This window comes from Pseudomonas cichorii (genome assembly GCF_015471405.1).
Classification (GTDB): Bacteria; Pseudomonadota; Gammaproteobacteria; order Pseudomonadales; family Pseudomonadaceae; genus Aquipseudomonas; species Aquipseudomonas serbiensis.
In genome coordinates this window covers 142,746-168,243 of sequence record NZ_BLVZ01000004.1, presented here as the reverse complement: position 1 = coordinate 168,243, position 25,498 = coordinate 142,746, and the positions used below count along the sequence as shown (strand labels likewise).

Genomic DNA, 25,498 nt, shown 5'->3' with positions numbered 1-25,498 from the left:
GCGCAAACAATTTGCAATATGTGTGGTCTAGTTATCGTTCACGGAATTGCCAATTCCCGGCCTGTGACGTTAAATTGCCACTACAAGACGCCGAGTAGATATCGATGCGCATAGACGGACCCTCATCACGTTCATACCCCATCAAGCGAAAGCCCAAGAAGGCTCCTTCGACCGTTGAAGGCTCTTTCGAGGAAATCGATGGTGATGTTGAGTTGCCGTCGCCTCCCGCCCAGGCGTCGCGTCGCGAGTCTTCGGGTCAGGCGCAGATTGGCTCTACTGCCAACGTGCCTGCCCGTCCGCAGGACATTATCTTCCCCCGCTCCATGAGCACTCGTGTCGCCAACGCTTTGGCCAGCTATCTGACCACGGCCAGTTTTGTGGATTGGGACCTGGAAGTGTCGGGGCTCGATCTCCACGTCTGATCTTGTCCAGCCTGCCTTACTATCTGGGATGTCCGTCATGGAGCGAGAGCGCATGGCGTGAGTCGTTCTACCCCGAGGACACCCGTCCTTCCGATTTTCTGCGCCTCTACGCCCAGGTCTTCAACGTCGTCGAAGGCAATACCACGTTCTACGCTCGTCCCGCGCCCGCCACAGTCCAGCGCTGGGCCGAAGTCCTGCCGAAAGATTTTCGTTTCACTGCCAAGTTTCCCCGCGACATCAGTCACGAGGGCGATCTGCGCCTGCAACTGGATGCCGCAGAAGCCTTCGTGAAACTGCTTTCGCCCCTTGGCGAACGGGTATCGCCATTCTGGCTGCAACTGCCAGCCAGTTTCTCGCCGCAGCGCCTGGCGGAACTGGCGGGGTTTCTCGATGAACTCAAAGTGCCTTTGGCGGTGGAAGTACGGCACATGGCCTTTTTTGAGAAGGGCGATGAGGAGCGCATGCTCAATCGCTTGCTGCTGGACCGTGGCGTTGAGCGTATCTGCCTGGACTCGCGGGCATTGTTCAGTTGCGTGTCCACTGATCCGGCTGTCCTGCATGCCCAGTCCAAGAAACCTAGAGTGCCGCCACGCCCGGCTGCATTGACCCAGTCGCCGCAAGTGCGCTTCATTGGCCGTCCGGTTCTTGAAGACAACGACCCGTACCTTACGCAATGGATCGAAAAGGTCGCCGTCTGGATCGAGGAAGGGCGTACACCTTATGTGTTTCTCCATACCCCGGACAACCTGAAGGCCCCCGACCTGGCCCAGCGTTTTCATCGGTTTCTGATGGCGCGCCTGCCGGGGCTGGCGCCATTGCCCGAGCTGGATCGCGGGCCGCAAGTTGAGCAACTGGGCTTGCTCTGAGGTCGATAGTTGTGGGTTCAATAGACACCCACATCACGATGACCTGGAAAAAGCTCATGGACTCTCGACAACTGCACCGGGCACAAGCATTCAAGGCACTGCATGAGCGCGATAGCGCTTTTGTCATTCCCAATCCCTGGGACGCGGGCTCGGCAAAACTGCTGGCTTCGCTGGGGTTTGAGGCCTTGGCGACCACCAGCGCCGGGTTTGCTTTCAGCCTGGGGCGAGCCGATGCCGAAGGCGCAGTCGGTCGCGATGAGGGGCTGGAGAATATCGCCGCCATCGTTGCAGCAACCGAGTTGCCAGTAGCTGCCGATCTGGAGAACTGCTTTGCCGACAGCCCTGAAGGATGCGCCGAGACCTTGTTGAAGGCCGCTGCAACCGGGATTGTCGGTGGCTCCATCGAGGATGCCAGCGGTAACGCAGCCCGGCCCATCTACGATTTCGAGCTGTCCGTCGAGCGCGTCAGGGCGGCGGTTGCAGCTGCGCGTAGCCTGCCGTTTCCCTTTCTGCTGACGGCACGTGCCGAGAACCTGCTGCATGGCCGGCTGGATTTCTCCGACACCCTGCGCCGCCTTGAGGCCTACGCCGAAGCCGGTGCAGACGTGTTGTATGCACCGGGATTGCGGACTCGTGAGGAAGTCATCGCCGTGGTTCGGGCCGTAGCGCCCAAGCCTGTGAACGTTCTGATGGGGCTGAGCGGCGTGACCCTGTCGGTGGCGGACCTGACCGAGTGTGGCGTCAGGCGCATCAGCGTGGGCTCTTCCATGGCGCGTGCGGCCTTCGGTGCGCTGTATCGGGCCGCAGAAGAGATCCGCACCCACGGCACCTTCAGCTATGCCGAGCAGGGGCTGCCATTCGCTCAGCTCAATGAATTGTTCAAACGCTGAGGATGCGGATTTTTCTGCTGGGGTTGCTGTTGTGTGCGGGAGCCGTTGTCGCAGTCTGGCGAGGCTGGATCGATGTACCGCCGCAGTGGAACCCGTGGGCACCTCTGGATGTGCGGCTTGAGCCTAACCTGCTGACGCCTTTCAAACTGGCGCGGTTGAAGGATGACCCGGCGCTGTGCGATCTGGCGCTGGGTTCATCGAGCCTGCGTTTCAGTCGTCAGGCCGACAGCGACCCGTCTGCCCGATGTCCCTTGCAGAACACCTTGCGCATACAGGGTGGCGATATCGCCTTGAGCAGCAGCTTTCTGGCCAGTTGCCCGCTTGCTGTGGCCTATGCCTTGTTCGATATCCACACTTTGCAGCCCGCCGCCCAGGCCGTGTTTGGCCAGCGTGTCGCTCGGATCGATCACTTGGGCAGCTTTGCCTGTCGCAACGTCTATAACCGTGCCAATAGCCGTCTCAGTCAGCACGCCACCGCCAATGCTCTGGATATCGCAGGGTTTCGTCTGGCTGACGGGCAGAGAATCAACCTGCTCAAGGACTGGAATGATGACGGTGAAAAGGGGCGCTTTCTAAGGCTGGTGCGCGATGGCGCCTGCAAGAACTTCAGCACGGTGCTGGGGCCGGAATACAACGCGGCGCATCGTGATCATTTTCATCTGGATATGGGGTTGTGGCAGGTGTGTCGTTAGGCTCTATATGAAATGTATCTGCGCTCGGTGATGCTGCGTTAAAAACAGGCTCACCTTCGCTCGAAAACATTTCAAGCAGAGCCTAGGCAGCCATGCGCAGGTTTTGCAGGATCAGCGGACGAGCCCAGCCGTTTTCATAGTCGAACTGGCGCTGTTGAGCCTGGATGGTTTCTTCGTCCAGTGGCAAGGCAGGCTTGTCGGCCAGCTCCCACTCGAATTCGGCAATCGGCAGGTGCAGAGGGCGCGGTTGCGGGCCTGGACCCGGGTTGCCGTTGTAGTTGTAAGGGTTGACCACGGTCGGGCGAACCCAGTTGCTGTCGAATTCCAGGTGGCGTTGCTGTTCGATGATTTCGCTGATGCTGAAAGGCTCGGCAGCCGGTGGCAGCAGGTCGAGTTCGAATTCGGCAATCGGCAGGAACAGCGGCTCTGGTGGTTTGACCTGAGTATCGGTAACAGGGCATGCGCGCTGCTCGACGATCTTGCTCAGTGTACGTGCGCCAGTGACCGGTTCGCCGGTTTCAACATCGACTTCAATCTTGATCGGCGCTTGCTCAGGCTTGCTGCCGTCACCGATCTGTTCTGCCATCGCCCGGGCAAATGCATCCGACCACAACTGCGTGACACCGGTCAGGGTGCGGCTGTTGCTGAGGCTGTAGTCGCCTGCGTGCGACAAGTAGCCGATGGATGATTGAACAATCTCTGACATGGCGATCAGTTCTGGCCTTGGGTCTGGCAAAATGCCCGATACTTGGTTATCGGCAGATTTTGCCGATCATTAACATTTTTTGAGTGTGTGCAGCGAATGAGTGAGCAGCAAGCGGGCAGCCGCATACGGGTCGAAGCCCTGACGGTGAGCGGACAGGATCAGGCATCGCAGTGGGCGCAGCGTCTGAACCTGCCTTTGCAGGACGAACAGGCCGACTTTGCCCTGCAACTGGGCGACAATGGCCTGCAATTGCAGCAGTTGGGCGACGATGCTCCAGGCCCCGTGCGAGTGGATTTTGTCGAGGGCGCGGTGGCCCATCGTCGTCTGTTCGGCGGCGGTAGCGGGCAAATGATCGCCAAGGCCGTCGGTATTCAGCCGGGCGTGCGGCCACGGGTTCTGGATGCCACGGCGGGGCTGGGCAAGGATGCATTCGTGCTGGCCAGTCTCGGCTGCGAAATGAGCCTGATCGAGCGTCAGCCGATCATTGCCGCCTTGCTGGAAGATGGCTTGCTGCGCGGGCGTCATGACGCTGACGTGGGCGGGATCATCGCTCAGATGCGTCTGCTGACCGGCAATTCCATCGAACTGATCCGCGCATGGGAGGGTGAGCCGCCACAGGTGATCTACCTCGACCCGATGTTCCCGCATCGTGAAAAGACCGCGCTGGTGAAAAAGGAAATGCGCCTGTTCCGTCCCCTGGTGGGCGATGACATGGACGCGCCAGCCCTGCTGGAGGCCGCTCTTGCCCTGGCGACCCACCGAGTAGTGGTCAAACGCCCACGCAAGGCACCCTGCATCGAAGGCCCCAAACCGGGTTATGCGCTGGATGGTAAGTCCAGCCGTTATGACATTTATCCGAAGAAGGCCCTCAAGAGCTAAATTCCCGCGTGTGTGGGAGCGAATTCATTCGCGAGAGGCCAGTAAATCCAGCGCAGTGTGACCTTCGCGACTGAAGTCGCTCCCACAGTTTTGCAGTGCTAAACCCCATAAGCCCGCATGAACAATTCCACCACCTCCCGAACATGCTGCTCGGCGGTGTCTTCGTCGGGCAGCTCTCCGCAGCCCACCAGCAGACGGAAATGGCATAGCCCTTTGACCATGGTCAGAAAGTGCTCGGCGGCGGTTTTCGGCGACTGGATGCGCAACCCGCCTGCCTTGTCTATCTGCCTCAGCAGGCTCTCCATCTCGCTGAGAATGCGTTGTGGCCCAGCCTCGAAGAAGATCATCGACAGCTTCGGGTCCTGAGTACCCAGGTTGACCATCAGGCGGTTCAGCTCAAGCGATTCAGGGCTGTTGATCAGTTTCTGGAATGCCCGGGCGATGTTCAGCAGCACCGTTTCGACCGGTAAATCACTGTTCAGATGAAGAAACAGGGCAGGCATCTGTTCTTCGCAGCGGGCGACCACGGCTGCTGAGAACAATGTTTCCTTGTCGGTGAAGTGGCTATAGACCGTGAGTTTGGAGACGCCCGCTTCGGTGGCGATGCTGTCCATGCTGGTATTGGCATAGCCATGGCGCACGAAAAGGTCTTTCGCGGCTTCCAGAATGGCTTTGCGTTTTTCCAGGTTTTTGGGGCGACCTGGACCTGCGTTTAACGAAGTGTTTGGCATATGTGGAAATAATGAACTGGAGAGTTTGAAATATTTTAATATACTCGCCGGTACAATTATTCCAAGCCCTATTGTGCAAAGGTCCACATCATGTTCCGCGATGCTTTGTCTCTTGTCGTGCCTTTTTGTCTGTTGTCGCTGCTGACAGCATGTGGTCAGGAAGTGGCTGCGCCTGTAGTGGTGCGCCCTGCAATGGTGGTGCAGCCATTGCTTTCCTCGCAATCGGTGGACAGTTACCCCGGTGAGGTGAGGGCTCGTTTCGAGCCTGAGCTGGCGTTTCGTATTGGCGGCAAGGTCAGCAAGCGTCTGGTCGAGGTGGGGCAACGGGTCAAGGCCAACCAGCCGTTGGCCGAACTGGATGCTGAAGACGTGCGCCTGCAACTGGAAGCGACCCGTGCTCAGGTGGGCGCCGCAGAAGCCAACCTGAACCTGGTACGTTCCGAGCGTGATCGCTACAAGACCCTGCTGGATCGGCAGATGGTCAGCCGCTCGCAGTACGACAACGCGGAAAACCTTTATCGTTCCGGCGAAGCCCGGCTCAAGCAGATCAAGGCTGAATTGACCGTCGCCGATAACCAGACCAGCTACACCGTTTTGCGTGCCTCGCAGGATGGCGTCATCGCCGCACGTTCGGTGGAAGTCGGGCAGGTGGTTGCAGCAGGCCAGACGGTCTTTACCCTGGCGGCAGATGGTGAGCGGGAAGTCCTGATCAGTCTGCCGGAACAGAACTTTGCCCGTTTCAAGGTTGGCCAGCCGGTTTCAGTCGAACTGTGGACCCTGCGCGATCAGCGTTTTGCCGGTCGCATTCGTGAGCTTTCACCGGCAGCCGATCCGCGTTCACGCACCTTTGCCGCCCGCATTTCCTTTGCCACCGGGCAGATTCCGGCCGAGCTGGGCCAGAGTGCGCGAGTGTTTATTGCCGCCGAGCAAGCGGTCCCGCTGGCGGTGCCACTGTCGGCCGTCACTTCGGAAAATGGCGCCAGTTACGTCTGGCGGGTAAATCCTGACAGCACCCTCAAGCGTACCCCTGTGCAGCTTGGGCCGTATGGGCAGGAATCGGTGCCAGTGCTCGAAGGCCTGAAAGAAACCGACTGGATAGTCGCTGCCGGTGTGCATGTGCTGCGTGAAGGCGAGCAGATCCGCCCGGTAGACCGCAGCAACCGTGCGGTAAAAATGGCTGCCAAGGAGTAGGCGCGGATGAATTTCAATCTTTCCGAATGGGCGCTGCGCCACCGCCAGGTCGTCCTGTATCTGATGATCGTGCTGGCTGTGGTCGGTGCGCTTTCCTACACCAAGCTTGGGCAAAGCGAAGATCCTCCTTTCACGTTCAAGGCCATGGTCATTCGTACCCTGTGGCCGGGAGCAAGTGCCGAGGAAGTGGCGCGGCAAGTGACGGATCGAATCGAAAAGAAACTGATGGAAACCGGTGAGTACGAGCGGATTTCTTCGTTCTCGCGTCCTGGCGAGTCGACCGTGACATTCATGGCTCGCGATTCGATCTTTTCTTCGGCATTGCCCGAACTTTGGTATCAGTTGCGCAAGAAGATCGGCGATATTCGGCAAACCTTGCCTGAAGGCGTGCAGGGGCCGTTTTTCAACGATGAGTTCGGCACGACCTTCGGCAGTATCTATGCACTGACCGGCAAAGGCTTCGACTACGCCGTGCTCAAGGATTATGCCGAACGTATTCAGATCCGTTTGCAGCGGGTCAAGGACGTCGGCAAGGTTGAGCTGATCGGCTTGCAGGACGAGAAAATCTGGATCGAGCTGTCGAACATCAAGCTGGCCACGCTGGGCCTGCCCATGCAGACCGTGCAGCAGGCCCTTGAGGCGCAGAACGCGGTGTCGTCTGCGAGCTTCTTTGAAACCCCGGCCGAGCGTATTCAGTTGCGGGTCAGCGGGCGTTTCCAGTCGGTGGACGAAATTCGCAACTTCCCGATTCGGGTCGGGGATCGCACGTTGCGTATCAGCGATCTGGCCGAAGTGCATCGCGGCTTCAACGATCCGCCGGCACCGCGCATGCGCTTCATGGATGAGGATGCAATCGGCCTGGCCGTGGCCATGAAGGATGGTGGCGATATTCTGGTGCTGGGCCGTGCGCTGGAAGGCGAGTTTGCCCGTCTGCAGAACAACCTGCCCGCGGGCATGCAGTTGCGCAAGGTATCCGATCAGCCCGCGGCGGTAAAAACCGGTGTCGGTGAGTTCGTTCAGGTACTGGCCGAGGCGCTGGTCATTGTCTTGCTGGTGAGCTTTTTCTCTCTGGGGATGCGTACCGGCATGGTGGTCGCCCTGGCGATTCCACTGGTTCTGGCCATGACCTTCGCCACCATGTATTACCTGGGGATCGGCCTGCACAAGATTTCCCTTGGCGCTCTGGTGCTGGCGCTGGGTTTGCTGGTGGATGACGCGATCATTGCTGTGGAAATGATGGCGATAAAAATGGAGCAGGGCTACGACCGGCTCAAGGCGGCCAGCTTCGCCTGGACCAGCACGGCGTTCCCGATGCTGACCGGCACCCTGATTACTGCGGCCGGTTTCCTGCCTATTGCCACTGCACTGTCGAGTACCGGCGAATATACCCGTTCGATCTTTCAGGTCGTGACCATTGCCCTGATCGCTTCCTGGATTGTCGCGGTGATGTTTGTGCCTTATCTGGGCGACCGCTTGCTGCCGGATCTGGCGAAGATTCATGCGGCCAAGCATGGCACGAATGCTCCCGATCCTTACGCAACACCCATGTACAAGCGTGTGCGTGCGCTGGTGGGGTGGTGCGTCGAGCGGCGCAAGACGGTGATTGTCGCGACCGTTGCCCTGTTCGTCCTGTCGGTGGTGATGTTCCGCTTCGTTCCGCAGCAGTTCTTCCCGGCATCGGGACGTCTTGAATTGATGGTTGATCTGAAACTGACGGAAGGTGCGTCTCTGCACAATACGGCCGAGCAGGTGAATCGACTGGAACAGATGCTCAAGGATCATCCGGGGATCGATAACTACGTGGCTTACGTGGGTACCGGTTCGCCGCGTTTCTATCTGCCGCTGGATCAGCAACTGCCCGCTCCGAGTTTTGCCCAGATCGTGGTGCTGGCCAAAAGCATCGAGGATCGTGAAGCCTTGCGCAGTTGGCTGATTACCAGCCTCAACGAGCAATTCCCCACCTTGCGTTCACGGGTGACGCGCCTGGAAAACGGCCCGCCCGTGGGGTACCCGGTGCAGTTCCGGGTGACGGGCGAGCATATCGAGGTGGTTCGGGCTCTGGCTCGTCAGGTCCGGGAGAAAGTGAGGGAGAACCCGCATGTCTCCAATGTCCATCTGGACTGGGAGGAGCCCAGCAAGGTCGTGCATTTGAATATCGATCAGGACCGGGCGAGGGCGCTGGGCGTTACCACGGCGGATCTTTCATCCTTCCTGCGGCATTCGCTTACCGGCTCCAGCGTCAGCCAGTTCCGCGAGGACGATGAGCTGATCGAAATCCTGCTGCGCGGCACTCGTAACGAGCGTGAGCAACTGGGTTCACTGTCGAGCCTGGCGGTGCCCACGCAAAGTGGAGCCAGCGTCGCGCTGTCGCAGGTTGCAACACTGGAATATGGTTTTGAAGAAGGCGTCATCTGGCACCGCAACCGTTTGCCCAGTGTGACCGTACGTGCCGATATCTATGGCAAGGAACAGCCTGCGACACTGGTCCAGCAGATCCTGCCGACCCTTGAGCCGGTACGTGCTGAACTGCCGGATGGTTATCTGCTGGAAGTGGGCGGCACCGTTGAGGATTCGGCTCGCGGGCAGAACTCGGTGAATGCCGGTGTGCCGCTGTTCATCGTGGTCGTGCTGACCTTGCTGATGATCCAGTTGCGCAGCTTTTCACGCATGTTCATGGTGTTCGTGACGGCGCCTCTGGGCCTGATCGGCGTGACGCTGTTCCTGCTGATCTTCAATCAGCCGTTCGGTTTCGTCGCCATGCTGGGCACCATCGCCCTGTCCGGGATGATCATGCGTAACTCGGTGATTCTGGTGGACCAGATCGAGCAGGATATCGCCGGTGGGCAGGATCAATGGCACGCCATCATTGAGGCCACGGTACGCCGTTTCCGCCCGATCGTGCTGACTGCACTGGCCGCCGTCCTGGCCATGATCCCGCTGTCACGCAGCCTGTTCTTCGGCCCGATGGCGGTCGCGATCATGGGCGGCCTGATTGTCGCTACTGCGCTGACCTTGCTGTTCCTGCCAGCGCTTTATGCGGCGTGGTTCAGGGTAAAACGACCGTAGGAGCCAATTCATTCGCGAAACCATTCGCGGATGAATCCGCTCCTACTCGGTTTAGAGCGCTCCAAACACCTTCTTCGCCAATCCGGTCGCTGCGGCAGCCGGGTTGGCGCGGATGCTTTCTTCCTGTCTGGCGATCATCTCGAACAGGCCGTTGAGCGCTTGTTCAGTCACATAGCCTTCAATATTGGAGCTTTTCGCGTCCAGAACGCCCAGGGTTGCTGCCTGGCTGGCAAAGGCATTGTATTTCTGTGCCAGACCTACCTTGTCGGTGGCTTGCTTGACGATAGGCAGGAACTTGGCGCGGATCTGCTCACGGCTGCTGCTGTTCAGGTACTGGGTGGCCGAGTCCTTGCCGCCACTGAGGATCGACTTGGCATCGGCCACGCTCATCTTCTTGACGGCATCCACCAGCAAGGCCTGAGCCTGAGGCACAGCGGCTTCGGCGGCCTGGTTCATGCTGGCTTCCAGTTGATCGACCTGGGCGCCCATGCCGAACTGTTTCATCTTTTTCGCGACCTTGCCCAGATTGCCCGGCAACTCGATGCGCACTTCCTGGTTATTGCTGAAACCGCCGGGAACGCCCAGTTGTTTGACCGCGACTTGCGCGCCTTGAGTCAGTGCATCCTTGAGCCCGCCTGTGGCATCCGATTGCGACAGGTCGCCAAGAGACAGGGCAAACACGTTAGCCGACAGCAACAGGCCTGCACACAGGCCGGCAAAGGTAAACGATGGGCGAAGCATGGCAGCATCCTTATTTTGTAGAGTCTTGGAAGTCGCGCTGACACGACCGTCAGCGCGACCCTGAATTGAGGTTATCAGGGAACCGGAAAAACGTGGCTCAATCTGCGGCAGGCGTTTCTTCGATCTCGTTATGCAGCGCCACCTGTCGAATCGACAGGCGAATCTCTGCCGGCAGTACACGCTTGGCTGCACCCTCCGCCAGCTCACCGAGCAGCGGGTGATGGCTCAACTTGCCAGCGCTGTCCTTGCGCAGCACGCCGAGGTCGAGCAAGGTCTGGATGAAGTGCCGGAACAGGCTCTTGTCGAAGAACTCCGGCGCATTGAGGCCATGCAGGATCGACAGCCGCTGAGCCATGACCGTACACAGGTCTTCCAGCTCTTCTGCGCTGAGCGTGTTCTGGCCGCTGTTGAGCAGCAACGAGATGGCCATGTAGAAACGCTGCAAGGTCTGGGCGATGGCCCTGGACAGCAGCGTCAGTTGCACAAACTCCCTCGAACTCGGTTCCGGGCGTACGAAGGCATCGTTCTTGAAGCGCAGCAGGCCTTGCTCGACGAATGCGGCCAGCCACTGGTCGACGATTTCATCCAGCTCTTCCAGCGTCCAGCGAATGAACAGCTCCGATTGCAGATACGGATACAGCGCACGGGTGTAGCGCAGGATCTGCTCACGGCTCATGCGCGACGAACTCTGGAAGAAGCTTGCCAGCAGCGAGGGCAGGGCGAAGATATGCAGCACGTTGTTGCGGTAGTAGGTCATCAAGACCGCGTTCTGTTCGTTCAGATACAGAATCTTGCCCAGCGCATCCTTTTGCTCGGCCAGCAGATCCATGCCTTTGACATGCTCGATCAGCGCCCGGCCATCGCCCTCTGGCAATGTGGTGTGCGGTGAGTACGGTACTTTTCGCAGCAGTGTCAGGTACAGATCCAGCACCCGCTCCATGGCCTGATCGTCCAGCGCCAGCCGCTGGGTGGAGAGCAATGCTACGGCCACCAGATTCACCGGGTTGACGGCGGCAGCTTCGTTCAGATGCTGAGCCACACGCTCGCCCAGGCGATTGGTGGTTTCATTGAGCCACGCCGGGCGGAATTGCGGCCCCAGTTCCTGTTCGCGCCAGTCGGGTTGTTCGTTATCGAGGAACTGTGCCAGCTTGATCGGCTCGCCAAAGTTCACCGACACCTGCCCGAAACGCTGCTTGAGGGCGCCGATGACCTTGAAGATATCGAAGATCGATTCTTTCTTCTTGCTGGCACCGCGCAATTCGCCCAGGTAGGTACGACCTTCGAGCACCCGCTCATAGCCGATATACACCGGGACGAACACGATGGGCATGCGCGAGTTGCGCAGGAAACTGCGCAGGGTAATGGCGAGCATGCCGGTCTTGGGTTGCAGCATGCGCCCGGTACGCGAACGGCCACCTTCGACGAAGTACTCGACCGGGAAACCCTTGGTGAACAGGGTATGCAGGTATTCGTTGAAAACGGCGGTATACAGCGGGTTGCCCTTGAAGGTGCGGCGCATGAAGAACGCGCCGCCGCGCCGTAGCAAGCCACCGATCACTGGCATGTTCAGGTTGATGCCAGCCGCAATGTGCGGCGGAGTCAGGCCGTTGCGAAACAGCAGATAGGACAGCAGCAGGTAATCGATGTGGCTGCGGTGGCACGGGACATAAATCACTTCATGGCCGGGCGCGACGTTCTGTACGCCTTCGATATGACTGACCTTGATACCGTCGTAGATCTTGTTCCAGAACCAGCTCAGCACCACTTCCAGAAAACGGATGGCCGAATAGGTGTAGTCCGAGGCGATTTCGTTGCCATAACGCAGAGCCTGCTCCCGGGCCTTTTCGTGAGTGATCTTCTCGCGCTCGGCCTCTTCCACGATGGCCTGCTGGACCATCGGTTCGTCCAGCAGCCCTTTGACCAGATTGCGGCGGTGCGAAACGTCGGGGCCGATCACCGCGCTTTTCAGGTTGCGAAAGCGGACACGCAACAAGCGCTGGCTCATGCGCAGGGTGAGTTCAGGGCTCTTGTTCTCGTTGATCAGATCACGCAGGTGGATGGGGTCTGAAAACTGTACGCGGGTCTTGCGGCCCAGAATCAGGATGCTGACCAGGCGGCGCAGACGCCCGGTAACCGCCCAACTGTCAGCGAACAGCAGTTTCCACGCACTGGATTCATGGTCCGGCGATTGTCCCCAGAACACACTGACCGGAATGATCTGAGCATCTTCGGCGGGGTTGCGGCTGACCGCCTCAAGCAGTCGCTCCAGCGTGGGCGGCGCACCGCGCTTGTCCTGGCGACCCAGCCAGTCCGGCTCGGGCGTCAGATAAAAGAACGCAGCGGGCTCCATCAGATTGCCCACCGGTACAGGCAGGACCGGGCGCGGCAGGCCTGCCTTGCGGCATTCGGTATCGATGACTGCCAGGTCGCTCAGTGAAGGCGATTGCAGTACATAGAACACCGGACGGCTGCGATCCAGATTGAGCGTGAAGGACGACTGGTTGATGGTTTCCGAGCGAACCCAGAGATACAGCAACCGGCGCAGAGTGCCGAATACAAGACGACGGAACGGGGAACGGGTCATACGGCTTCTGCTGAGTGGGATGTAGGGGCGAGCGCCCGATGGGCGTCAGTGTGCCGTATCTGCCCGGTATCGGCAAAGCGGCCGATAGCGGTGGCAAGTGAGCCTGATGCTGATCGGTTACGGCATATATGTCATGAAGTGGGAGGGGCCTTGGCCGCGACGACCCCAATTGACAGGCAACACATTTTTAGCGCCTTCAAACTGGCTGTCGCGGCCAAGGTCCCCCCACGGATTGCGGCCCAATCACTCGATATCGATATCTTGTGCTTGCTGTATGTCTTTACGAAGTGCGCCAGGTAATCTCTTCTTCCCCATCGGCGCTGATGCGAATCCAGCGGTCGGCGGCATCGTCGCTTTCTTCTTCGACCCAGGTCCCCGGCGCGCAGCGTACTTCGACATTGAGTGCAGCGAAGGCGGCGCGGGCGCAGGCGATATCGTCCTCCCACGGGGTCTGGTCGCTTTCCAGGTACAGGCTGTTCCATTTGCCGACAGCCTTTGGCAGCCAGGTGACCGGAACATTGCCGGCCTTGCATTTCCAGGTCTGGCCTTTCTGGGTCCAGTCGCTGCAAGGACCGAGTACGGTCCCGAGCCATTGGGCGATGGCCTTGTGATCGACGTCTTCGTCTTTCAGGTAAATCTCGATATCGGGTTGGCGCATGGGGGCCTCGTTTGAATGCTACTGCAGCACGAAATAATCGTAGCGCATGGATACGGTGACCTTGAAAGGTCCTGGGTGCTCGATGACCGCTGTGCGACGCTCGGCGCTGGCACGCCATCCGTGAGGCGTCATGGCCAGCAGGTCGGCGCGTGACTGCCCGTCGATCAGCTTCAGGGTGTAGCGCAAGGTTTCGCTGTGTTGTAGCTGCATGCCTTCCGGCACCAGGGCCAGATGCTTGTCGTCAGCGTAATCGCGCACTTCATCGTAGAGTCGCTGGCGCAGTTCCATCAGGTGCTCGTTGGTCGGGCCGACGCGCATCAGGCCGCCACCGGGCGTCAGCAGGCGCTTGGCTTCTTTCCAGTCCAGCGGGCTGAAGACGCTGGCCAGAAACTGGCAACTGGCGTCCGGCAATGGCACGCGGGCCATGCTGGCGACCATCCAGGTCAGCTTCGGGTTGCGACGGCAGGCACGCTTGACCGCTTCGCGGGAAATATCCAGCGCATAGCCATCGGCGTGAGGCAGGGCTTCGGCGATCTGCGCGGTGTAGTAACCCTCACCACAACCGATGTCCAGCCAGTGAGCCGGGGCGCGCTCGGCAGCCAGTTCGGCCAGACGCTGCGCCACCGGTGCGTAATGCCCTGCATTCAGGAAGTCACGCCGGGCCTCGACCATGGCCTGGTTGTCTCCAGGATCACGGCTGTTCTTGTGCTGCACGGGCAACAGGTTCAGATAGCCCTGACGCGCACGGTCGAAGCGATGATTGGCTGGGCAGACCACGCCATTGTCGGCGGCGCCCAGAGGCGCCGAACAGATTGGGCAGGTCAGCATCAGGCGAGCAACTTGACCATGGTCTGGTAGTAGATCTCGGTCAAGACATCGAGATCGCTGGCCAGGATGCGTTCGTTGACCTGATGGATAGTCGCATTGACCGGCCCCAGTTCAACCACTTGAGTGCCCAGGGTCGCGATGAAACGGCCATCCGAAGTGCCGCCACTGGTGGAAGCCTTGGTTTCGCGCCCGGTGACCTGCTTGATGCTGGCCGAAACCGCATCCAGCAATGCGCCGGGTTCGGTGAGGAATGGCAGACCCGACAGCGCCCAGTCCACGTGCCAGTCCAGACCGTGCTTGTCGAGGATTGCGGCGACACGTTGCTGCAAGCCTTCGACAGTGGATTCGGTCGAGAAGCGGAAGTTGAATACCGCTACCAGATCACCGGGGATCACGTTGGTCGCGCCCGTACCGGAATTGAGGTTGGATATCTGGAAGCTGGTCGGCGGGAAGAACGCATTGCCATCGTCCCAGTGCTCGGCAGCCAGTTCGGCCAGTGCCGGCGCAGCCAGATGAATCGGGTTCTTGGCCAGATGCGGGTAGGCCACATGGCCCTGTACACCGCGCACGGTCAGTTTGGCACCCAGCGAGCCGCGACGACCGTTTTTCACCACGTCGCCCACCAGTGTTGTACTCGATGGTTCGCCGACGATGCACCAGTCCAGACGCTCTTTACGGGCAGCAAGACGTTCAACGACAGCCTTGGTGCCATGGTGCGCCGGGCCTTCTTCGTCGCTGGTGATCAGGAATGCCACCGAACCCTTGTGATTCGGGTAATCGCTGACGAAACGCTCGGACGCCACCAGCATTGCAGCCAGACTGCCTTTCATGTCCGCTGCACCACGACCGCAGAGCATGCCGTGCTCATCGATCAGCGCATCGAACGGATCGTTCTGCCACGCCTGGACAGGGCCGGTCGGCACCACGTCGGTGTGGCCGGCGAAACACAGCACCGGACCTTCGCTGGTGCCATGTGTTGCCCAGAAGTTGTCGACGTCTTCGATGCGCATGGGCTCCAGCTTGAAGCCCGCATCGCCCAGACGTTGCATCATCACGGTCTGGCAATCGGCATCGACCGGAGTGACCGATGGACGGCGAATCAGGTCGCAGGCGAGTTGAAGCGTGGGCGAAAGGTCGGCTGGGGCTGTCATTAACAGAACTCCGGGAACAAGGCTGTGGGCGCGAAAAGGCGGATATCTTAAAGCAAAACGAAGTTAAACGGCGTTCATGACTGCCGTTCGATACCCGGACCTTCAATCAGCGTCATCGTCGCCATTACTTGCGCAGGAATACTGCGCCGGTTACTGAGGCCAGAAGAGACAGCAGGCCACCCAGCAGGAAGGCCGCGCCATAACCGCCACTCAAGGCTTCCAGTGCTGTGTAACCGGCTTCTGCGAGTCGTTCGTTATAGTACGAAGCCAGGCTGCTGATAATGGCCAGACCCACTGCGCCTCCGAGCATGAAAGAGGTATTGACGATCCCCGAGGCGATGCCTTCTTCGCCGGGTTTTGCATCGCCCATGGCGACAACTAGTATGGGGTTGAAGCCCATTCCTGCGCCCACGCCGATCAGCAGCATGCCCGGCAGGATATCAAGCAGGAAATTACCGGCGGCAGGTGCCTTGGCCAGCAGGAAAAGGCCTGCGGCAGCGAGCGCGAGCCCAAGGACCAGCGGCAGTTTTACCCCGTAGCGAATGATGAGCCTGGAAGACAGGAGTAATGAGCACAGCGCCATCACCAGATTGGCCGGAAGAAACGCCAGCCCGACCTCAAGAGGTGAGTAATCCAGTACTTGTTGAAGATACAGGGCACAAAGAAAAAACCAGGCAAACATGGAAGTTGCCCAAAGTACGCCAATGAAATTGGCTGTTGTCAGATTCCTTGAGCGGAAAAGTCGTACAGGGATCAAAGGGGCTTTCGTACGAAGTTCTATAACGATAAACAGAATGAAAAGTAGTGCCGAAGTGGCAAGTTGGCTAAGTGTGCTCGTAGAACGCCAACCGATATGATTGCCATTCATGATTGCGTAAACGGCCAGCATCAACGCTGCAATTATCGTGATTGCCCCTGCTATATCGAGAGCGCCTTTTTCCGTTGCTTCGACACGTGGAAGCAAGCGCCTGCTCAACGCAAGGACAAGAACACCTGTCGGCAGATTGATCAGGAAAATCGAATACCACTCATAGAGGTTGGTCAGGACGCCACCCAGCAACACTCCGATACTGCCGCCACCGGTACACACGAAGCTGTAGGCTGCAATGGCTTTTGCACGTTCAGTCGGGTCCGTGAACAGGCGGATGATAAGCGACAGCGCTGTTGCGGTGAGCAGTGCGCCGCCAAGGCCTTGAAATGCGCGGGCTGCGATGAGTGTTTCTTGAGTCGTCGCGATACCGCAGGCCAGTGATGCGATGGTAAACAGGCTGGTCCCCCAGATAAAAACCGCTCGTTGCCCATACAGATCGCCAAGGCGGCCGCCCAGCAGCAGAAACCCGCCAAAGGTCAATAGATACACATTGATGACCCATGCCAATGAGGCATCGTCAAAGCCCAGGTCCAGTTTGATGGACGGGAGTGCCACGTTCACGATCGTTGTATCCAGCACGATCATAAGAGTTGCCAGACAGATAACGGTTAATGCTTGCCAGCGTTTTTCGTGAAAGGCAACTTGTTCCTGAGGTGAGTCAAGCGGGCTGGTGTTGAGAGTGCTCATGAACATGCATCCGTTTTGTCATTTTTCTGATTGCACAGATATGGTTTTTTTGAAACGTCAGAATATAGAGTTCATCTGGTCAGTGTGTTGTTGTGCTGATCCTGATTTATAAACAAAATAATTCGCTTGGGGGATGTATATATTTAGTTGTGGTGGGTTGTTTCGAGTTGATGGGCGCGCTTTCCTGATCGATATGCCCGTGGCCTTTTGCATGTTTGCTGCGGCCTTTTTTATCTTCTTGTTCAGTGCTCCGTAGGCAGTGATTGCCAGTCAGGCGATGAGAAGGGTGCCGAGCCTCTGCCAAACCTCTTATAATGCGCGCCGGTTTTTCGGGGTAATTGAGATGAGCACAGAAGATCCACGGTTCGCAGGCATCGCCCGTCTGTACGGCGTTGAGGGACTGGAACGCTTGCGCGCAGCCCATGTGGCCGTGGTCGGTATCGGCGGCGTGGGTTCCTGGGCGGCCGAGGCCATGGCTCGCTGCGGTGTAGGCGAGATTTCCCTGTTCGATATGGACGACGTCTGTGTCAGCAACAGCAATCGTCAGTTGCATGCGCTGGACAGCACGGTGGGCCGGCCCAAGGTCGAGGTCATGGCTGAGCGGATAAAGGCGATCAACCCGGCGTGCGTCGTGCATGCGGTCAGCGATTTCGTGACCCGTGACACCATGGCGGATTACATCACCCCGGATCTGGACTTCGTGATCGACTGCATCGACAGCGTCAACGCCAAGGCCGCGCTGATTTCATGGTGCAAGCGGCGCAAGATCCAGATCGTGACTACCGGTGGTGCTGGCGGGCAGATTGACCCAACCCAGATTCAGATCGGTGACCTGAACCGCACCTTCAACGATCCGCTGGCCTCCAAGGTACGCTCGACTCTGCGCCGCGAATACGGTTTCTCCCGCACTCCGAACCGTCACTACAGCGTGCCCTGTGTGTTTTCCAGCGAGCAACTGCGCTATCCCAAGCCTGATGGCAGCATCTGCTTGCAGAAGCGTTTCGTGGGGGATGGCGTCAAACTCGACTGCGCGGGAGGTTTCGGTGCGGTGATGATGGTGACGGCGACCTTCGGCATGGTCGCGGCCACCCGGGCTATCGACAAGCTGGTGGCCGGAACACGGCGTCCTTCCGAGCGTGCAAAACCGGTTTCGGCTCCGCTGCCTCAGGCGTGAGCCAGTTGCCGCATCTTGTGCAGCACGGCGTTCAGGCCGTTGCTGCGCGAAGGTGACAACTGGCGACTCAGGCCCAGTTGATTGAACCAGTCGGGCAGGTCCACCTCCAGCAGTTCCTGCTCCGAGAGGCCGTTGACCCGCTCCAGCAGCAGCGCCACCAGACCGCGAATCAACCGTGCATCACTGGCGGCCCGAAACTGCCAGCGTCCATCGCTGACAGTGCCCAGTAGCCAGACCTTGCTTTCACAGCCCTGCACCAGATGCTCTTCGGATCTTTCGTCTTCGCTCAGGGCGGGCAGCCGGTCGCCCCATTGCATCAGCAGGCGAGCGCGTTGCTCCCAGCCTTGAAGCTGGCTGAAGGTGTCCAGTGCCGTTTGCGCGCCTGTGGTCAGAGTCATCGCAGCAACTCCAGCGCCTGATCCAGAGCACTGAAAAAGCGCAGCAGGTCATCCGAGTCGTTGTACAGGCCAAGTGATACACGGATTGCGCCTGACAGACCAAGGTTCTTGAGCAGTGGCATCGCACAATGATGGCCTGCGCGTACGGCAATGCCCTGTTCAGTCAGCAGATGAGCCAGATCGGCGTTATGTATGCCATCGACTACGAAGCTGACCAGCGCCAGTTCCGGCGAACCCAGCACGCGAATGCCGTCACGCTGTTGCAGGCCTTCCAGCAGGCGTTGATGCAGCCGGGCTTCATGTTCGGCCACGGCCTGCTGATTCAGACTGTCCAGATAATCCAGGGTCGCACCCAGGCCGATCACGCTGGCAATCGGCGGCGTACCGGCCTCGAAACCCAGGGGCGCGGAGCGGAAACGGGCCCGGTGGTAATCGGCGTCCAGTACCATTTCACCGCCGTATTGCCAGTGTTTCAGGCGTGGCAGTGCTGCGTTGCTGGCATACAGCACGCCGAGCCCGTCCGGGCCATAGAGCTTGTGGCTGGAAAATACATAGAAATCGCAACCCAGTGCCTGCACATCATGTCGGCCATGGACCACGCCCTGGGCGCCATCCACTACCGTCAATGCGCCTTGTTCTCTGGCCAGCTCAAGCAGGCGTGGCAATGGCTGCCAGGCGCCGAGTACGTTGGAGAGCTGACTGACTGCCAGCAAGCGAGTGCGCGGGCCGATCAGCGTAGTGGCCGCATTCAGGTCGATCAGGCCATTGCTGTCGAGTGGCAGGATCACCAGTTTCAGGTCGCGGCGCTGGGCCAGTTGCTGCCAGGGCAGCAGGTTGGCGTGGTGTTCCAGTGCGCTGATAACGATTTCGTCGCCTGCGGCAAACTCCTGCTCCAGGCCGTAAGCCAGCAGGTTGAGCGCCGAGGTTGCGCCGTGGGTGAAAATGATCTGGCCGGATTCACTGGCGTTCAGCCAGTGGGCAATCTTGTTGCGGCTGTCCTCGAACGCCTGGGTGGCGTGGGCACCGGGTAAATGCTGCGCACGATGCACATTGGCGGCACCGTTTGCGTAGTAATGGGTCAGGGCATCGATCAATGCCTGGGGTTTTTGCGTGGTTGCAGCGCTGTCCAGATACGTCTGGCCCTGGCGCTGAAGGGCGTCGATGGCAGGGAAGTCAGCGCGCCATGGAGAAATGAGGGGCATTGTTCATCCAGCTCGATGGGGGCGGGTACAGGGTGTGAAACCCTGTACCCGGACACGGCATCAGTTATGAGCGTGCAGTGCTTCGTTCAGCTCGATGGCCGACTTGTGGGTCTTGCATTCCACTGCGCCGGTCTGCGAGTTGCGACGGAACAGCAGATCGGTCTGACCTGCCAGGTCGCGAGCCTTGACGACTTTGACCAGCTCGTTGTTTTCATCGAGCAGAGCGACTTTGGTACCGGCAGTGATGTACAGGCCGGCTTCGACGGTGTTGCGGTCGCCCAAAGGAATGCCGATACCGGCGTTGGCACCGATCAGGCAGCCTTCGCCGACCTTGATGACGATGTTGCCGCCACCGGACAGGGTGCCCATGGTCGAGCAGCCGCCGCCGAGGTCCGAGCCCTTGCCGACGAAGACGCCTGCCGAAACACGGCCTTCGATCATGCCCGGACCTTCGGTGCCGCCGTTGAAGTTGACGAAACCTTCGTGCATCACGGTAGTGCCTTCGCCCACGTAGGCGCCCAGGCGAACACGTGCGCTGTCAGCGATACGCACGCCGCTCGGCACTACGTAGTCGGTCATTTTCGGGAACTTGTCCACCGAGAAGACTTCCAGCAGCTCGCCTTTCAGGCGTGCTTCGAGTTGACGCTCGGCCAGCTCGGCCAGATCCACGGCACCCTGGCTGGTCCATGCAACGTTTGGCAGCAGCGGGAAGATACCGGCCAGATTCAGACCGTGTGGCTTGGCCAGACGATGGGACAGCAGGTGCAGCTTGAGGTAGGCCTCAGGCGTTGAAGTCAGGGGCGCGTCTTCTGCCAGCAGAGTGGCGACCAGCGGCTTGTGGCTTTCAGCCAGACGAGTCAGCAGGGCAGCTTGAGCAGCATCGATGGACTTGACCGCATCGGCCAGTTTCGAGGCTTGGTCGGTGTTGAACGCAATGGCCTGGTTGCCAGCGGTGTAGCCCAGAACCGGAGCGATAGCGGCGATCAGTTCTGCCGACGGGTTGATCAGCGGCTGAGCGTAAAAGACTTCCAGCCACGCGCCTTGACGGTTTTGAGTGCCGACACCGAAGGCCAGGCTGAACAGGGTAGTAGACATGCAAATTCCTCTTGCCAATTAAAGGGCCATCTCAATCAGGCGATGGCCGTTGCATACAGGTCGGGTTTGAAACCAATCAGGGTTTTATCGCCAAGATCCAGCACCGGGCGCTTGATCATCGACGGCTGCGCGAGCATCAGTTCGATTGCCTTTGCCTGATCGAGATCGGCCTTCTGTCCGTCATCGAGCTTGCGAAAGGTCGTCCCCGCGCGGTTCAACACCACTTGCCAGCCATGTTCATCGCACCACTGCGTCAGGTGCTCACGGTCAATGCCAAGTGTCTTGTAATCATGAAACTCGTAGCTCACGGTATGTTCATCGAGCCAGGTACGAGCTTTTTTCATCGTGTCGCAGGCTTTGATGCCGTATAGAGTGTAAGTCATTGTTTTACCCTAGAGTCACCGGGTTTCCCCTGATGCCCCACTATCTTCCCGGAGTTCAGCCAGCGATTATGCCACGCCCAAACGTACTGTGCCCGGCCGGGCTGTGTTGAGAGCAGTCTGGTCGAGAGCGTTCTATAAGCTGTTTCTGAAATGATCTTGTTCCATGGCACGTTGCGTGCCATGGAATCGCAACACTCAGCGCGTGATGAAGGCGCGAATCCGCTCGGCGGCTTCGATGCATTCGGCCAGTGGTGCAACCAGCGCCAGACGTACGCGGCCAGCGCCCGGGTTGATGCCATTGGCTTCGCGGGACAGGTAGGAGCCCGGCACTACTGTTACATGCTGATCGACGAACAGGTCGCGGCAGAACCCGGCGTCATCCTTGCCCACGTTCGGCCAGAGGTAGAAGCCGCCATCCGGGCGTTGTACATCCAGCACGGGAGCGAGGATTTCCAGGACTGCGTCGAACTTCTCGCGATACAGGTCGCGGTTGGCGCGTACGTGCTCTTCGTCATTCCACGCCGCGATACTGGCCAGTTGGGTCTGAACCGGCATGGCACAGCCATGGTAGGTGCGGTACAGCAGGAAAGCCTTGAGAATATCGGCGTCGCCTGCCACAAAACCTGAGCGCAGGCCCGGCAGGTTGGAACGCTTGGACAGGCTGTGGAAGACCACGCAACGCTTGAAGTCCTGGCGGCCCAGCTCGACGCAGGCTGTGAGCAGGCCAGGCGGAGGTGTCTGCTCGTCGAAGTACAGCTCGCTGTAGCATTCGTCCGCCGCGATCACGAAATCGTACTCGTCGGCCAGGGCAATCAGCTTTTTCAGGGTCGGCAGTGGAATCAGCGCGCCGGTCGGGTTGCCGGGCGAGCAGAGGAACAGGATCTGGCAGCGTTTCCAGATATCCGGCGTGACAGCATCGAAGTCAGGGTTGAAACCGTTTTCGCTCAGGCATGGCAGGTAGTGCGGCTGAGCACCGGCCAGGAATGCCGCGCCTTCGTAGATCTGATAGAAGGGGTTGGGGCTGACCACCAGACCATCGTCGCTACGATTGACCACGGTCTGGGTGAAGGCAAACAGCGCTTCGCGGGTGCCGTTGACCGGCAAGACGTTGCGCGCCGGGTCTATCCAGCCTTCAGGCACATTGAAACGGCGGTTGCACCAGCCGGCAATGGCTTCGCGAAGGGCCGGGATGCCCAGCGTTGTTGGATATACCGCCATTTGGTCGAGGTTGTCGGCCAGGGCCTTGGCGACGAACTCGGGTGAACGATGCTTCGGCTCGCCGATGGACAGGGCTATGGGGCGCTTGTCCGGGTTGGGCGTTACGCTGCCGAGCAGAGCGCGAAGCTTCTCGAACGGGTAAGGCTGAAGCTGTTGCATGGCGTTATTCATGGTGCTGGGTTCTCAATGGCTGGGCACCGGTTAAGGTGCCGTTGAGTCGATTCTTCAGGCTTTGTACGAAATGTATCTGCGCTCGGTGATACTGCGTTGAAAACAGGCTCACCTTCGCTCGAAAACATTTCGTACAGACCCCTAGATATTGATTCGCAAATTGCCGCCCGGCTCTGAGTTGAGGCTCAATTGCTTGGCGATGGCTTCCTGCAGACGGCTGCACAGCTGGGGGTCGGAGAGCGGTTGATTGTTGGCATCGGTAATGAAGAACACGTCTTCCACGCGCTCGCCCAGGGTCGCGATCTTGGCGTTCTGCAAGGACAGATCGAACTCCAGGAAAATCTTGCCGATGCGTGCCAGCAATCCAGGGCGGTCCGGCGCCAGCAGTTCCAGTACGGTCACCGGGCGTTGTGCATCGTTATGGATCGTCACCTGGGGCGCAAAGGAGAAATGCTTGAGCTGGCGCGGTACGCGACGCTTGATGATGGTCGGGTAGTTGTCCGGGTTGCGCAGGGCTTCGGTCAGGCCATCACGGATCTGCCGGGTTCTCTCGGGATTGTCGCCAATGGCGCCGCCATCGTTGTCCAGCACGATATAGGTGTCGAGGGTGAACTTGCTGCTGGACGTAATGATGCGGGCGTCATGAATGTTCAGGTTCAACTGGTCCATCGCAGCCACGGTCACGGCGAAGAAATCATGCTGGTCCGGGGCATAGATGAAGATCTGGGTACCACCCTCGAATTCTCGCTGCGTGGTTTCCTTTATAAGGACCAGCGGGCCGCCATCGGCAGGTTGCTGAAGGATGGCATCGCTGTGCCATGCCACGTCGCCAGCGGTATGGCGCAGGAAGTAATCATCACCCAGCGCGGACCAGAGCTGTTCCACATCGTCCGGGTCGACGCCGTTGCGCACCAGGATATCCAGTGCGGCAATCTGTGTGCGGCGAATCTGCTCTTCGCGATCGACCGGGTTTTCCAGGCCGCGGCGCAAGGCCCGCTTGGTTTCGGTGTACAGCTGGCGCAACAGGCTCGCACGCCAGGAGTTCCAGAGCGTCGGGTTGGTCGCATTGATGTCGGCGACAGTCAGCACATAGAGGTAATCGAGGTGGACTTCGTCGCCGACGAACTGCGCGAAGTCATGGATGACCTGCGGGTCGGACAGGTCCTTGCGCTGTGCGGTGGTCGACATCACCAGATGGTGGCTGACCAGCCACTGGATCAGGTGCGTATCCCATTTTGGCAGATGATGGCGCACACCGAAGGCCTGGGCGTCCACGGCGCCGAGTTCGGAGTGGTCTCCGCCGCGCCCCTTGCCGATGTCGTGATACAGGCCGGCCAGATAGGCCAGTTCCGGTTTGGGCAGGCGTGCCATGAGCTTGCTGGCCAGCGGGAATTTTTCGGCCACATCGGCGTATTGCAGCCTGCGCATGTGCTTGATCAGGTTCAGCGTGTGCGCATCCACCGTATAGATGTGGAACAGGTCATGTTGCATCTGCCCGACGATATGGCCGAATTCGGGCAGGTACAGGCCCAGAATGCCGTAGCGGTTCATCCTGCGCAGGTTGCGGTGAATGCCGAGTTCACACTTGAACAGTTCGATGAACAGGCTGGTATTGCGGATGTCGTTGCGGAAATCATCGTTGATCAGGTGCCGGTGTTCGCGCAGCAGGCGAATGGTATCGGCACGCACGCCTTTGATCTCCGGGTGCTGGGCCATCAGCACGAAAATCTCGATCATGGCGAACGGGGTGCGTTTGAACACGTTCGGGTTCGTGGCTTCGATATAACCGTCATGCAACTGGAAGCGCGAATTGATCGGTTGTGTGCTGCTGCCATCATCCTGAGCGAGGATGACCTCTTCAAAATGCTGGATGATCAGGTCGCTCAGCTCGGCGATGCTCATGACCACCCGGTAGTACTTCTGCATGAAGCGTTCTATGGCCAGCTTCGCATCGCTGTCCTGATAACCCAGCAGGCTGGCGATACGGCTCTGGTAATCGAACAGCAGCCGGTCTTCGGAGCGCCCGGCCAGCATGTGCAGGGCGTAGCGTACTTTCCAGAGAAACTCCTGGGAGGAGGCCAGCAGATTGTTCTCGCTTTCCAGCAGGAAGCCTTCGCCCGCCAGGGCGTGCAGGTTCAGGGTGCCGTATTGACGGCGGGCTACCCAGAGGATGGTCTGGATATCGCGCAGGCCGCCGGGTGAGCCTTTGACGTTGGGCTCAAGGTTGTATTCGGTGTCGTTGTACTTGTGATGCCGGGTCTTCTGCTCGGCGCGCTTGGCCAGGAAGAAGTCCTTGCTCGGCCACATATGCTGAGTGCTGGTGACTTCCAGCATGCGCTGGCGCAGACGTTCCGGGCCTGCGATGGTGCGGCTTTCCATCAGGTTGGTGATGACGGTCAGGTCGGCCAGGCCTTCCTGCGCGCATTCATCGACAGAGCGCACGCTTTGCCCGACTTCAAGGCCGATGTCCCACAGCAGCGTCAGAAAGCGTTCTATGGATTCGCGGAAGACCTCGTGATCGGCGCTGTCCAGCAGGACCAGCAGGTCGATATCCGAATAAGGGTGCAGTTCGCCGCGACCGTAGCCGCCGACGGCCAGCAGGGCGATGTCGGCGTCTTCGCTCCAGTCGAACTGATCCCAGGCCTGTTGCAGGATGTTATCCACGAACCAGGCACGATCCTCGATGAGGCGGCGTATATTCCGGCCTTCGCGAAAGCGCTCGTCGAGCACGTCACGAGCGTTGCGGATGGCTTTCTTGAAGGCGGCGATAGGGCTTGCCTTCAAGGCCAGTTCGGCCTGGAACTGGCCGCGGTCGAACAAATCGGGATCCACCTGCGGCATGGAACAGCTTTCCTTTATCTCTAAATCTGACTGTGCGGGCTTGTGTCGGGCGA

Annotated in this window: 22 protein-coding genes; 8 read left to right on the top strand and 14 right to left on the bottom strand. The window is 59.3% G+C overall.

The window, feature by feature from the left end; translation table 11 throughout:
* Nucleotides 1-104: 104 nt before the first annotated feature.
* Genes JL015_RS06875 through JL015_RS06860 form a run of 4 tightly spaced genes read left to right on the top strand, consistent with a single transcriptional unit; the run spans nucleotide 105 to nucleotide 2,870 of the window.
* Entirely contained in the window at nucleotides 105-422 is a 318-nt protein-coding gene (locus JL015_RS06875) for a hypothetical protein (protein WP_201017908.1), read from the top strand.
* A gap of 2 nt (nucleotides 423-424) precedes the next feature.
* Entirely contained in the window at nucleotides 425-1,288 is an 864-nt protein-coding gene (locus tag JL015_RS06870) for a DUF72 domain-containing protein (RefSeq protein WP_201017907.1), read from the top strand.
* A 56-nt stretch (nucleotides 1,289-1,344) separates the two neighbouring features.
* Nucleotides 1,345-2,178: an isocitrate lyase/PEP mutase family protein gene (locus tag JL015_RS06865; RefSeq protein ID WP_201017906.1), complete on the top strand. Its 834-nt coding sequence runs from the start codon at nucleotides 1,345-1,347 to the stop codon at nucleotides 2,176-2,178.
* 2 nt (nucleotides 2,179-2,180) lie between these two features.
* Nucleotides 2,181-2,870: an extensin-like domain-containing protein gene (locus JL015_RS06860; protein ID WP_201017905.1), complete on the top strand. Its 690-nt coding sequence runs from the start codon at nucleotides 2,181-2,183 to the stop codon at nucleotides 2,868-2,870.
* 82 nt (nucleotides 2,871-2,952) lie between these two features.
* On the opposite strand, the gene JL015_RS06855 is transcribed toward JL015_RS06860, so the two are convergent.
* Nucleotides 2,953-3,576, bottom strand: a complete 624-nt coding sequence (locus tag JL015_RS06855) for an energy transducer TonB (RefSeq protein WP_201003620.1) — start codon at nucleotides 3,574-3,576, stop codon at nucleotides 2,953-2,955.
* A gap of 96 nt (nucleotides 3,577-3,672) precedes the next feature.
* Here JL015_RS06855 and JL015_RS06850 point away from each other — a divergent pair, with 96 nt between their 5' ends.
* Nucleotides 3,673-4,455: a class I SAM-dependent methyltransferase gene (locus JL015_RS06850; protein ID WP_201017904.1), complete on the top strand. Its 783-nt coding sequence runs from the start codon at nucleotides 3,673-3,675 to the stop codon at nucleotides 4,453-4,455.
* Between the two features lie 98 nt (nucleotides 4,456-4,553).
* Here JL015_RS06850 and JL015_RS06845 read toward each other — a convergent pair whose 3' ends face one another.
* On the bottom strand, nucleotides 4,554-5,186 hold the full coding sequence (locus tag JL015_RS06845) for a TetR/AcrR family transcriptional regulator (protein ID WP_201017903.1): 633 nt from the start codon (nucleotides 5,184-5,186) through the stop codon (nucleotides 4,554-4,556).
* Between the two features lie 90 nt (nucleotides 5,187-5,276).
* On the opposite strand from JL015_RS06845, the gene JL015_RS06840 reads away from it, so the two are divergent.
* Nucleotides 5,277-6,377: an efflux RND transporter periplasmic adaptor subunit gene (locus tag JL015_RS06840; RefSeq protein WP_201017902.1), complete on the top strand. Its 1,101-nt coding sequence runs from the start codon at nucleotides 5,277-5,279 to the stop codon at nucleotides 6,375-6,377.
* 6 nt (nucleotides 6,378-6,383) lie between these two features.
* Nucleotides 6,384-9,443, top strand: coding sequence for an efflux RND transporter permease subunit (locus JL015_RS06835; RefSeq protein WP_201017901.1), 3,060 nt, complete (start codon nucleotides 6,384-6,386; stop codon nucleotides 9,441-9,443).
* Between the two features lie 51 nt (nucleotides 9,444-9,494).
* Here JL015_RS06835 and JL015_RS06830 read toward each other — a convergent pair whose 3' ends face one another.
* The 6 genes from JL015_RS06830 to JL015_RS06805 all read right to left on the bottom strand — a co-directional run bounded on the left by JL015_RS06830 (nucleotide 9,495) and on the right by JL015_RS06805 (nucleotide 16,963).
* Nucleotides 9,495-10,184 (bottom strand): DUF4197 domain-containing protein, encoded by a 690-nt coding sequence (locus JL015_RS06830; protein ID WP_201017900.1) that lies wholly within the window; start codon nucleotides 10,182-10,184, stop codon nucleotides 9,495-9,497.
* Between the two features lie 97 nt (nucleotides 10,185-10,281).
* Nucleotides 10,282-12,768 carry a glycerol-3-phosphate 1-O-acyltransferase PlsB gene (gene plsB / locus JL015_RS06825; protein ID WP_201003608.1) on the bottom strand — a complete coding sequence of 829 codons (2,487 nt, stop codon included), beginning with the start codon at nucleotides 12,766-12,768 and terminating at the stop codon, nucleotides 10,282-10,284.
* 280 nt (nucleotides 12,769-13,048) lie between these two features.
* Nucleotides 13,049-13,426, bottom strand: a complete 378-nt coding sequence (locus JL015_RS06820; protein WP_201017899.1) for a hypothetical protein — start codon at nucleotides 13,424-13,426, stop codon at nucleotides 13,049-13,051.
* 18 nt (nucleotides 13,427-13,444) lie between these two features.
* Nucleotides 13,445-14,254: a putative RNA methyltransferase gene (locus tag JL015_RS06815; protein ID WP_201003604.1), complete on the bottom strand. Its 810-nt coding sequence runs from the start codon at nucleotides 14,252-14,254 to the stop codon at nucleotides 13,445-13,447.
* Nucleotides 14,254-15,405 carry a succinyl-diaminopimelate desuccinylase gene (gene dapE / locus JL015_RS06810; protein WP_201003602.1) on the bottom strand — a complete coding sequence of 384 codons (1,152 nt, stop codon included), beginning with the start codon at nucleotides 15,403-15,405 and terminating at the stop codon, nucleotides 14,254-14,256. Before dapE ends, JL015_RS06815 begins: the two co-directional genes overlap by 1 nt.
* Before the next feature lie 124 nt (nucleotides 15,406-15,529).
* Entirely contained in the window at nucleotides 15,530-16,963 is a 1,434-nt protein-coding gene (locus JL015_RS06805; protein WP_201017898.1) for a DHA2 family efflux MFS transporter permease subunit, read from the bottom strand.
* Nucleotides 16,964-17,306: 343 nt separating this feature from the next.
* Here JL015_RS06805 and tcdA point away from each other — a divergent pair, with 343 nt between their 5' ends.
* A complete protein-coding gene (gene tcdA, locus JL015_RS06800; protein WP_201017897.1) occupies nucleotides 17,307-18,137 on the top strand; it encodes a tRNA cyclic N6-threonylcarbamoyladenosine(37) synthase TcdA in 831 nt (276 codons plus the stop codon).
* On the opposite strand, the gene JL015_RS06795 is transcribed toward tcdA, so the two are convergent.
* The 6 genes from JL015_RS06795 to JL015_RS06770 form a co-directional block, all read right to left on the bottom strand.
* Nucleotides 18,128-18,535, bottom strand: a complete 408-nt coding sequence (locus JL015_RS06795; RefSeq protein WP_201017896.1) for a SufE family protein — start codon at nucleotides 18,533-18,535, stop codon at nucleotides 18,128-18,130. The two genes, tcdA and JL015_RS06795, sit on opposite strands and share 10 nt — an antisense overlap.
* Nucleotides 18,532-19,737 (bottom strand): aminotransferase class V-fold PLP-dependent enzyme, encoded by a 1,206-nt coding sequence (locus JL015_RS06790; RefSeq protein WP_201017895.1) that lies wholly within the window; start codon nucleotides 19,735-19,737, stop codon nucleotides 18,532-18,534. Before JL015_RS06790 ends, JL015_RS06795 begins: the two co-directional genes overlap by 4 nt.
* 60 nt (nucleotides 19,738-19,797) lie before the next feature.
* Nucleotides 19,798-20,832 (bottom strand): 2,3,4,5-tetrahydropyridine-2,6-dicarboxylate N-succinyltransferase, encoded by a 1,035-nt coding sequence (gene dapD, locus JL015_RS06785; RefSeq protein WP_201003594.1) that lies wholly within the window; start codon nucleotides 20,830-20,832, stop codon nucleotides 19,798-19,800.
* 35 nt (nucleotides 20,833-20,867) lie between these two features.
* Nucleotides 20,868-21,215 carry an ArsC family reductase gene (locus JL015_RS06780; protein WP_201017894.1) on the bottom strand — a complete coding sequence of 116 codons (348 nt, stop codon included), beginning with the start codon at nucleotides 21,213-21,215 and terminating at the stop codon, nucleotides 20,868-20,870.
* 195 nt (nucleotides 21,216-21,410) lie between these two features.
* Nucleotides 21,411-22,604: a succinyldiaminopimelate transaminase gene (dapC, locus tag JL015_RS06775; protein ID WP_201017893.1), complete on the bottom strand. Its 1,194-nt coding sequence runs from the start codon at nucleotides 22,602-22,604 to the stop codon at nucleotides 21,411-21,413.
* 141 nt (nucleotides 22,605-22,745) lie between these two features.
* Complete coding sequence (locus JL015_RS06770; RefSeq protein WP_201017892.1) at nucleotides 22,746-25,445, bottom strand: [protein-PII] uridylyltransferase; 2,700 nt, start codon at nucleotides 25,443-25,445, stop codon at nucleotides 22,746-22,748.
* Nucleotides 25,446-25,498: the final 53 nt, after the last annotated feature.